This is a genomic window from Streptomyces sp. WM6386, from assembly GCF_000972385.1.
GTDB lineage: Bacteria > Actinomycetota > Actinomycetes > Streptomycetales > Streptomycetaceae > Streptomyces.
In genome coordinates this window covers 47,277-56,751 of record NZ_JXTE01000061.1, presented here as the reverse complement: position 1 = coordinate 56,751, position 9,475 = coordinate 47,277, and the positions used below count along the sequence as shown (strand labels likewise).

The 9,475-nt window shown below is 69.5% G+C and carries 11 protein-coding genes; 9 read left to right on the top strand and 2 right to left on the bottom strand.

The annotated features are described in order from the left end of the window. The 3 genes from dprA to TN53_RS30585 form a co-directional block, all read left to right on the top strand. Positions 1-998 (top strand): DNA-processing protein DprA (gene dprA / locus TN53_RS30595; protein ID WP_046261973.1); only part of this gene is annotated, 998 nt, incomplete at its 5' end. A gap of 283 nt (positions 999-1,281) precedes the next feature. After that, positions 1,282-2,121 (top strand): RNA polymerase sigma factor WhiG, encoded by an 840-nt coding sequence (gene whiG / locus TN53_RS30590; RefSeq protein WP_046261963.1) that lies wholly within the window; start codon positions 1,282-1,284, stop codon positions 2,119-2,121. Positions 2,122-2,214: 93 nt separating this feature from the next. Beyond that, entirely contained in the window at positions 2,215-2,772 is a 558-nt protein-coding gene (locus tag TN53_RS30585) for a TetR/AcrR family transcriptional regulator (RefSeq protein WP_046261962.1), read from the top strand. On the opposite strand, the gene TN53_RS30580 is transcribed toward TN53_RS30585, so the two are convergent. Beyond that, positions 2,744-3,358: a murein hydrolase activator EnvC family protein gene (locus TN53_RS30580; RefSeq protein WP_046261961.1), complete on the bottom strand. Its 615-nt coding sequence runs from the start codon at positions 3,356-3,358 to the stop codon at positions 2,744-2,746. The genes TN53_RS30585 and TN53_RS30580 overlap by 29 nt on opposite strands. Before the next feature lie 245 nt (positions 3,359-3,603). Here TN53_RS30580 and rpsB point away from each other — a divergent pair, with 245 nt between their 5' ends. The 6 genes from rpsB to TN53_RS30550 all read left to right on the top strand — a co-directional run bounded on the left by rpsB (position 3,604) and on the right by TN53_RS30550 (position 8,870). Further along, complete coding sequence (rpsB, locus tag TN53_RS30575; protein WP_046261960.1) at positions 3,604-4,554, top strand: 30S ribosomal protein S2; 951 nt, start codon at positions 3,604-3,606, stop codon at positions 4,552-4,554. Between the two features lie 95 nt (positions 4,555-4,649). Beyond that, positions 4,650-5,486, top strand: coding sequence for a translation elongation factor Ts (gene tsf / locus TN53_RS30570; RefSeq protein ID WP_046261959.1), 837 nt, complete (start codon positions 4,650-4,652; stop codon positions 5,484-5,486). 180 nt (positions 5,487-5,666) lie between these two features. Further along, positions 5,667-6,425 carry a UMP kinase gene (gene pyrH / locus TN53_RS30565; protein WP_046261958.1) on the top strand — a complete coding sequence of 253 codons (759 nt, stop codon included), beginning with the start codon at positions 5,667-5,669 and terminating at the stop codon, positions 6,423-6,425. Positions 6,426-6,595: 170 nt separating this feature from the next. Further along, positions 6,596-7,153: a ribosome recycling factor gene (gene frr / locus TN53_RS30560; RefSeq protein ID WP_046261972.1), complete on the top strand. Its 558-nt coding sequence runs from the start codon at positions 6,596-6,598 to the stop codon at positions 7,151-7,153. Continuing rightward, entirely contained in the window at positions 7,153-8,286 is a 1,134-nt protein-coding gene (locus TN53_RS30555) for a phosphatidate cytidylyltransferase (RefSeq protein ID WP_095046817.1), read from the top strand. The genes frr and TN53_RS30555 overlap by 1 nt, the downstream gene beginning before the upstream one ends. A 134-nt stretch (positions 8,287-8,420) precedes the next feature. Continuing rightward, on the top strand, positions 8,421-8,870 hold the full coding sequence (locus tag TN53_RS30550; RefSeq protein WP_046261956.1) for an SRPBCC family protein: 450 nt from the start codon (positions 8,421-8,423) through the stop codon (positions 8,868-8,870). 117 nt (positions 8,871-8,987) lie between these two features. Here TN53_RS30550 and TN53_RS30545 read toward each other — a convergent pair whose 3' ends face one another. After that, positions 8,988-9,449: a hypothetical protein gene (locus TN53_RS30545; RefSeq protein ID WP_420719141.1), complete on the bottom strand. Its 462-nt coding sequence runs from the start codon at positions 9,447-9,449 to the stop codon at positions 8,988-8,990. Positions 9,450-9,475 lie beyond the last annotated feature (26 nt).

The window sequence follows — 9,475 nt, the reverse complement described above, 5'->3', positions numbered from 1 at the left end:
CCAGGAAGCGGTGGGGCGGGCTGGTGGCTCGGGGGAGGGCGGCAGAGCCGGATGCCGATCTGCGGGTCGCGCGCGACTGCGGAGTGCGGTTCGTGTGTCCCGGGGGTGCCGAGTGGCCCGGGCAGCTCGACGACCTCGGTGACGCGCGGCCCCTGGGGCTGTGGGTGCGTGGGGCGCCCAGTCTGCGGATGTGGGCGCTCAGGTCGGTCGCCGTCGTGGGCGCCCGGGCGTGCACCGAGTACGGGGCTCATATGGCGGCCACCCTCGCGTGCGGTCTCGCCGAGCGCGGGTGGGTCGTCGTGTCCGGCGGAGCCTACGGTGTCGACGGGGCCGCTCACCGCGGTGCCCTCGGCGCCGGCGGGGCCACCGTCGCCGTGCTGGCCTGCGGGGTCGACCGGCCCTACCCGCCCGGGCACACCGAGTTGATCTCCAGGATCGCGGAACAGGGCCTGGTGGTCGGGGAGTTGCCGCCCGGCGACCATCCGACGCCGAGCCGGTTCGTGCTGCGGAACCGGGTGATCGCCGCGCTGACCAGGGGGACCGTGGTGGTGGAGGCCGCCTATCGGAGCGGTTCCCTCGTCACCGCGCGGGCGGCGCAGCGGCTCGGCCGGCACACGATGGGGGTGCCCGGGCCGGCCACCAGCGGACTCTCCGCCGGGGTGCACGAGCTGCTGCGCGGGGACGCGGTGCTCGTCACGGATGCCGAGGAAGTCGTCGAGCTGGTCGGCGACATGGGAGAGCTCGCCCCGGACCGGAGAGGCCCCGTCCTGCCGCGCGATCTGCTCCCACCGGGCGCCCGGCGGGTCCTGGCCGCGCTGCCGTCACGCGGCGCGGCGACCGCGGCCGAGGTCGGGAGCGGTGCGCAGACGACGCAGGACGACGCGATCGCGAGACTGTACGAGCTCCGATCACTTGGTTACGTCGAACGACACGGCGACGGCTGGAAGTTGACACGCCAGGCGATGATCTCCGTCCGTGACGGTCGGAGTCGATGTTGACCGAGCGTGTTCGGCCGTCCGGGGGAACCCCGACAGCCTTGGGAATTCCCGCAGTTGGCCCCGCCGCCTGGTCACGCAGAGCTACCGCCGTGACCCGGCGGGGCGGTCAAAGGAACGTATCTGCGCACAGCTTCCGCCACGCACTTCGCACACCGCGACACTCCAGTCACGCTACGCTCACGGGGATTCCGGCACAGACCGGCACCACGGCATCGAACTCGACATCAGGCAGACAGCTCACCCAGGCACACCTCATTCACGGCAGAACGGCACAAGGCGACGAATGCCCCAGCACACCTCCGGGTCCGACCGGGCGGCGATCCCCCCAGCCGCCCGCGAAGGTAGCGTGCGGCCGCCCGCTCCCTCGACACTCGACGAACTGTGGCGTTCGTACAAGGGGACGGGCGACGAGCGGCTGCGGGAGCAGCTGATCCTGCACTACTCGCCGTTGGTGAAGTACGTGGCGGGCCGGGTGAGCGTGGGTCTGCCGCCCAATGTGGAGCAGGCCGACTTCGTGTCCTCCGGGGTCTTCGGGCTCATCGACGCGATCGAGAAGTTCGACATCGACCGGGAGATCAAGTTCGAGACGTACGCGATCACGCGGATCCGGGGCGCGATGATCGACGAGCTCCGGGCGCTGGACTGGATCCCGCGCTCGGTGCGGCAGAAGGCGCGCAACGTGGAGCGGGCGTACGCGACGCTGGAGGCGCGGCTGAGGCGGACGCCCAGCGAGGGTGAGGTGGCCTCCGAGATGGGGATCGCGGTGGACGAACTCCACGCGGTGTTCAGTCAGTTGTCGCTGGCGAACGTGGTGGCACTGGAGGAGCTGCTGCATGTCGGGGGCGAGAGCGGGGACGGGCTCAGCGTCATGGACACGCTGGAGGACACCGCCGCCGACAATCCGGTCGAGGTGGCCGAGGACCGGGAGCTCAGACGGTTCCTGGCGCGGGCCATCAACACGCTGCCCGAGCGGGAGAAGACCGTGGTCACGCTCTACTACTACGAGGGGCTCACGCTCGCCGAGATCGGGAACGTGCTGGGTGTGACCGAGAGCCGGGTCAGTCAGATCCACACCAAGTCGGTGCTGCAACTGCGCGCGAAACTGGCCGGCTTCGGTCGGTGACCTGGCCGAATGACGAGCGTCGGGACGAGTGACTCCCGCCGGGGGTGGTGCGTCCGTAAAGTGGACGACGTGCCAAGGATTCGAGCGGCCTCCGTGGCCGAGCACCGGTCGATGCAGCGAGCCGCCCTGCTGGACGCGGCTCGGTCGTTGCTGTCCGAGGGTGGGACGGAGGCGCTGACGTTTCCGGCTCTCGCCGAGCGGACGGGGCTGGCGCGGTCGTCCGTGTACGAGTACTTCCGGTCCCGGGCCGCGGTGGTCGAGGAGCTGTGCGAGGTCGACTTCCCGGTCTGGGCCGCGGAGGTGTCGGCGGCGATGGCCGCGGCCCAGGGGCCCGAGGCGAAGGTCGAGGCGTATGTGCGGCAGCAGCTGGCCCTGGTCGGGGACCGGCGGCACCGGGCTGTCGTTGCCATCTCCGCCAGTGAGCTGGACGCGGGGGCCCGGGAGAAGATCCGGGCCGCGCACGGCGGGCTCGTGGCGATGATCGGGCAGGCGCTCGGGGAGATGGGCCACTCGGAACCCCGACTTGCCGCGATGTTGCTGCAAGGGGTCGTGGACGCGGCGGTGCGGCGGATCGAGCTGGGGGCCGCGGAGGATCCTTCGGCCATTACCGACGCCGCTGTGGCTATGGCTCTACGGGGCGTCCGGGGCTGACGTCAGGGTTCGGCAGCGGTACTCCCAGTACCGGCAGCAGTCTCGATGGGCCCCTGTGCAGCAGCCACGGTGGCAGCAGTGACAGTGGGTCCAGGTAGACCGCCCCTTTCCGCAGGCCCCAGTGCACGCACGGAGCCGTGCAGTGCGAGCCCGTCGCCTCCACCGTGCCGAGCATCTGGCCCGGTGCCACCTCGTCGCCCTTCTCGACCGACGCCGTCACCGGTTCGTACGTCGTACGCAGGTCCGTGCCGGTGAGTTCCACCGAGACCACGCCCTTTCCGGCCACCCGCCCCGCGTACAGCACCCGCCCCGCCGCCACCGCTCGTACAGGTGTGCCCGGTGCTGCCGCGAGGTCCACACCCCGGTGGCCGCGGCTGTACGCCGTCGCCGGGGGCTCCCAGCCCCGTAGAACCGACGGGCGAACCCCCACCGGCCAGGCGCGGCCGATGGCCGGAACCGAAGGGTCCGGGGCGGCCGGCGGGGGCGGGGCCGGACCGCCCGACACCGGGCCCGCGGCCAGCACCGTCAGCACCAGGGCCAGCAGCAACGCCGCGCCGCCCCCGCTCACACATCGCATCGCTCGCATGCCGGAAGCCTGCGGGAAAAGCCGTGATCATGGCCGGGAGCTGTGGACCGCTCCCCGGTTGTGGACAGCGGCGTCACCCGGTGCTCCGTGGGTCCCGTACACTTCTACTGGCGATCCGGGTCACCGGGTCGACTTCGCACGCCCCGACACGGCGGCCGGCAACGGTCCCGGTCAGCGCCCCTCGGTCCTTAGTGGCACGGCGCATGTGGGCGTCAGGACATAACCGAGAAACAAGGAGAACGGCCATGGCCGTCGTCACGATGCGGGAGCTGCTGGAAAGCGGCGTCCACTTCGGTCACCAGACCCGTCGTTGGAACCCGAAGATGAAGCGATTCATCTTCACGGAGCGCAACGGCATCTACATCATCGACCTGCTCCAGTCGCTGTCGTACATCGACCGCGCCTACGAGTTCGTCAAGGAGACCGTCGCCCACGGCGGCACGGTCATGTTCGTCGGCACGAAGAAGCAGGCGCAGGAGGCCATCGCCGAGCAGGCGACCCGCGTCGGCATGCCCTTCGTCAACCAGCGCTGGCTGGGCGGCATGCTCACCAACTTCTCGACCGTCTACAAGCGCCTGCAGCGCCTGAAGGAGCTCGAGCAGATCGACTTCGAGGATGTGGCCGCGTCCGGCCTCACCAAGAAGGAGCTCCTGGTCCTCTCGCGTGAGAAGGCCAAGCTCGAGAAGACCCTCGGTGGTATCCGCGAGATGTCCAAGGTCCCCAGCGCCGTCTGGATCGTGGACACCAAGAAGGAGCACATCGCGGTCGGTGAGGCCCGGAAGCTCAACATCCCGGTCGTCGCCATCCTCGACACCAACTGCGACCCCGACGAGGTCGACTACAAGATCCCGGGCAACGACGACGCGATCCGCTCCGTCACCCTGCTCACCCGCGTGATCGCCGACGCCGTCGCCGAGGGCCTCATCTCCCGCTCCGGCGTCGCCACCGGTGACAAGGGTGACAAGGGCGCGGGCGAGCCGCTCGCCGCGTGGGAGCGCGACCTGCTCGAGGGCGAGAAGAAGGCCGAGGAGGCCCCGGCCGCCGAGGCTCCGGCCGCTGCCGAGGCGCCCGCCGAGGCTGCTGCCGAGGCCCCCGCCGCCGATGAGGCCGCCCCTGCCGCCGACGAGGCGCCCGCTGCCGAGGCCCCCGCCGAGGCCGCTGTCGAGGCTCCGGCCGCCGAGGCCGAGCAGGCCTGACCCCTCACCCCTTCGGGTCTTTTGACGGCGGGGGCCGACCAGCCCCCGCCGTCAAGCCCGTAGATCTTCAGACTTCGAGAGAGATTCCAGGAATCATGGCGAACTACACCGCCGCCGACGTCAAGAAGCTCCGCGAGCTCACCGGCGCCGGCATGATGGACTGCAAGAAGGCCCTGGACGAGGCCGAGGGCGATGTCGACAAGGCCGTAGAGGCCCTGCGCATCAAGGGCCAGAAGGGCGTCGCCAAGCGCGAGGGCCGCTCCGCCGAGAACGGCGCCGTGGTCTCCGTCATCGCCGACGACAACACCTTCGGTGTCCTGGTCGAGCTGAAGTGCGAGACGGACTTCGTCGCCAAGGGCGAGAAGTTCCAGGCCGTCGCCAACCAGATCGCGCAGCACGTCGCCGCCACCTCCCCGGCCGACCTCGACGCCCTGCTCGCCTCCGAGATCGAGGCCGGCAAGACCGTCCAGGCGTTCGTGGACGAGGCCAACGCCAACCTCGGCGAGAAGATCGTCCTGGACCGCTTCGCGCAGTTCGCCGACGGCTTCGTCTTCGCCTACATGCACCGCACCATGCCCGACCTGCCCCCGCAGATCGGTGTCCTGGTCGAGCTGGACAAGGCCGACGCCGACCTGGCGAAGGGTGTCGCCCAGCACATCGCCGCCTTCGCGCCGAAGTGGCTCTCCAAGGAGGACGTGCCGGCCGAGGTCGTCGAGTCCGAGCGCCGCGTCGCCGAGGAGACCACCCGCGCCGAGGGCAAGCCCGAGGCCGCCCTGCCGAAGATCGTCGAGGGTCGCGTCAACGGCTTCTTCAAGGACGCCACGCTGCTCGGCCAGCCGTACGCGCTGGACAACAAGAAGTCGGTCCAGAAGGTTCTGGACGAGGCCGGTGTCACCCTGAAGCGCTTCACGCGCATCAAGGTCGGCATCTGAGTCCGTACCGCGAGCGACGTACGGGCCCTATAGGGTCGTCAGTAGTCGTCCGGTACGCCGCCACGCACGCGCGTGGCGGACGACAGCAGATCTGACGAGGAGGCCATTGCCGCGCATGGGATACGAACCAGTTCCCATCGGCAATGGCCTTCTTCGTATGTGCACCATGAGGAGAATCCGATGACCACCAAGGCCCAGAAGAGCGACGACGGCAAAGTGAGCGGCCGGTTTCTGCTGAAGCTGTCCGGAGAGGCCTTCTCCGGCGGCGGGGGCCTGGGCGTGGACCCGGACGTGGTGCACAAGATCGCCCGCGAGATCGCGGCAGTCGTACGTGACGGCGCGGAGATCGCGGTCGTCATCGGCGGCGGCAACTTCTTCCGCGGCGCCGAACTCCAGCAGCGCGGCATGGACCGCGCCCGCTCCGACTACATGGGCATGCTCGGCACCGTGATGAACTGCCTCGCCCTCCAGGACTTCCTGGAGAAGGAGGGCATCCAGTCTCGGGTACAGACCGCCATCACCATGGGTCAGGTCGCCGAGCCGTACATCCCGCTGCGCGCCGTGCGCCACCTGGAGAAGGGCCGCGTGGTCATCTTCGGCGCCGGCATGGGCATGCCGTACTTCTCCACCGACACCACCGCCGCCCAGCGCGCCCTGGAGATCGACGCCGAGGCGCTGCTCATGGGCAAGAACGGCGTGGACGGGGTCTACGACTCCGACCCGAAGGCCAACGCCGAGGCCGTCAAGTTCGACTCGCTCAGCTACGGCGAGGTCATCACCCGCGACCTCAAGGTCGCCGACATGACCGCCATCACGCTGTGCCGCGACAACAAGCTCCCGATCCTCGTCTTCGAGCTCCTGGCGGAGGGCAATATCGCCCGTGCCGTCAAGGGTGAGAAGATCGGCACGCTCGTGGGTGACCAGGGCAGCCGGGACTGACGATCCGGCGACCAACCCGTCCGGGGGACGGACGGGACGGACCCTGACCGGGGGATGGACAATGTCCTGCCGGTCGGGAACCGTGCAGGAAGAAGACGCGACGCAGCCGGCCGCCGCCCCTCACCAAGGAACCGCAGCCGGGCCTCACTCAAGACACGCAGGAGCAAGTGGTGATCGAAGAGACCCTCCTCGAGGCCGAGGAGAAGATGGAGAAGGCCGTCGTGGTCGCCAAGGAGGACTTCGCCGCGATCCGTACCGGTCGTGCGCACCCGGCGATGTTCAACAAGATCGTGGCCGACTACTACGGTGCGCCGACGCCGATCAACCAGCTGGCTTCGTTCTCCGTGCCGGAGCCGCGCATGGCGGTAGTGACCCCGTTCGACAAGACGGCCCTGCGCAACATCGAGCAGGCGATCCGCGACTCCGACCTGGGCGTCAACCCGAGCAATGACGGCAACATCATCCGTGTGGTGTTCCCCGAGCTGACCGAGGAGCGCCGCCGCGACTACATCAAGGTCGCCAAGGGCAAGGCGGAGGACTCCCGGGTGTCCATCCGCTCGGTCCGCCGCAAGGCCAAGGACGCGATCGACAAGCTCGTCAAGGACGGCGAGGTCGGCGAGGACGAGGGCCGCCGTGCGGAGAAGGAGCTCGACGACGCTACGCACAAGTACGTCGCCCAGGTGGACGAGCTCCTGAAGCACAAGGAAGCGGAGCTTCTCGAGGTCTGATGAACGACTCTTCCTGGGGAGCGCCGCCACAAGCCGGGTACTGGGGGCCGTCCGACCAGGGGCCTGTCCAGGGGGCTGCCCCGGCGGGTCCCGCGTACGATGCGCCTGAGGCGCAGCACACTCGCCCCATGCCCATCGTGCCTGACGGACCTGCCGTGCCCCGATACGGCGACGACCAGGATGACGACCGGGGGGCCGCTCGGCTGAGCGGCCCCTTGTTCCGCGACGAGACCACGTCGGCGCAGCCCCGTGCGGCGGCGCCGCAGAATCCGGAGCCCATGCCCGACGCCCCGCAGCCGGCTCCCGCGCCGCAGAAGAAGAGCGCGGGGCGGGACCTGGGTGCGGCCATAGGGGTCGGCGTCGGGCTCGGTGCGGTGATCGTCGCGTCCTTGTTCGTCGTCAAGGCCGTCTTCCTCGGCGTCATCGCGGTCGCCGTCGTCGTCGGTCTGTGGGAGCTGACGTCCCGGCTCGAGGAACGCAAGGGCATCAAGGCGCCCCTCGTGCCGCTGGCGGTCGGCGGTGCGGCCATGGTCGTCGCCGGATACGTCCGGGGCGCCGAGGGCGCCTGGGTCGCGATGGCGCTCACCGCGCTGGCCGTCCTGGTCTGGCGGATGACGGAGCCCCCCGAGGGCTATCTGAAGGACGTCACCGCGGGGGTCTTCGCGGCGTTCTACGTGCCGTTCCTGGCGACGTTCGTCGCGATGATGCTCACCGCGGACGACGGTGCGTTCCGGGTCATGACGTTCCTCGTCCTGACCGTCGTCAGCGACACCGGGGCGTACGCCGTCGGCTGGCGCTTCGGCAGGCACAAGCTCGCGCCGCGCATCAGCCCCGGCAAGACCCGCGAGGGCCTGCTCGGCGCCGTGTCGTTCGCAATGGTCGCGGGTGCGCTGTGCATGCATTTCCTGATCGACGACGGCGCCTGGTGGCAGGGTCTGCTGCTGGGCTTCGCGGTCGCTGCCAGCGCCACACTCGGCGACCTCGGCGAGTCGATGATCAAGCGGGACCTGGGCATCAAGGACATGGGCACGCTGCTGCCGGGCCATGGCGGCATCATGGACCGGCTGGACTCTCTGCTGCCGACGGCGCCGGTGGTGTGGCTGCTGCTGGTGCTGTTCGTCGGTTCCGGCTGATCGTTTCCGTACAGGGAGAAGCCCCCGCTTCGGCGGGGGCTTCTTCCGTTCCGGCGGTCCTGTTCTACCGGCTGGTCCAGTGGGACGATTCCCCTGTAAGCCCTCGAAGGGGATCGCCCTGGAAGGAGGGCGTCATGTCCGCCATCCGTGAAGTGATCGACGTCGACCGCAGTCCGGAAGACGTCTACGCGTATATCACCGACCCCTCCCACCTGCCGGAATGGCAGCTGAGCGCCGTCAAGGCCGAGCCGCTCGACGAGGGGCCCGTCCACGCCGGCTCCCGGGTCCGGGTCACCCGGCGCATCGGGAACCGTGAGATTCCGATGACCGTCGAGTTCGACAGGCTCGACCCTCCGTACAGCTGGGATCTGCACGGCATCGAAGGCCCGGTCAGGCCACGTACCCATGGCGAGATCGAGTCGCTCGACGACGGGCTCCGTTCCCGCGTGACGATAGAGATCGACTTCGAGGGGCACGGCCTCGGCAAAGCCCTGATTCCCCTCGTCGTCCGCCCGCAGGTCCGCAAGGAGCTTCCACGGGACGAGCAGCTGCTCAAGGAATGCCTGGAGCGCCCCACCACCTAAGCGCTCCGCGGGCAGCGATGTGCCGTCGGCTGTCCGCGGCGCCGTCGTGGCTGGTCGCGCAGTTCCCCGCGCCCCTTCAGGGCGCTGCCGAACCGTAGAGGACTTCACCCGACCCGCTTAGGACGTGCAGACGTCCTTGAGCTCATTCGCGGCGGCGTCGATCCGGCTGCTGTCCGGGTCGGTGTCGCCGTCGAGGATGGACTTGTTGTAGTCCTCGATGGCCTTGTTCAGGTCGTCGACGGCCTTGTCGACCGTGCCGTCGTCCGTGCCGTCGTTGATCTTGTCGAGGTTCTTCTCGATGGTGTCGATGGACTCGTCGGTCTTCGACGGGTCCTTCGCCGCGTCCCAGCCCGCCTCGTGGATCGCCTTGAGACTGTCGGCGATCGTGTCCGCGTTGGTGAGACAGTCGAGCGCGTCGTCGGTGTTCTCGCAGCCGGTGAGGAGCCCGGCGGTCAGTGTGACGGCGGCGACGGTGGTGGCGATGGCGGCGATACGGCGTCCGCGTCGGCGGTTGGCGGCCATGGAACGGGTCCCCTCCTGGAAGGCACAGGGCGCTGCTGCGATCTGTGTGCCGTCCACGATTCCGCCGTAGGGTCCCCTGCGAC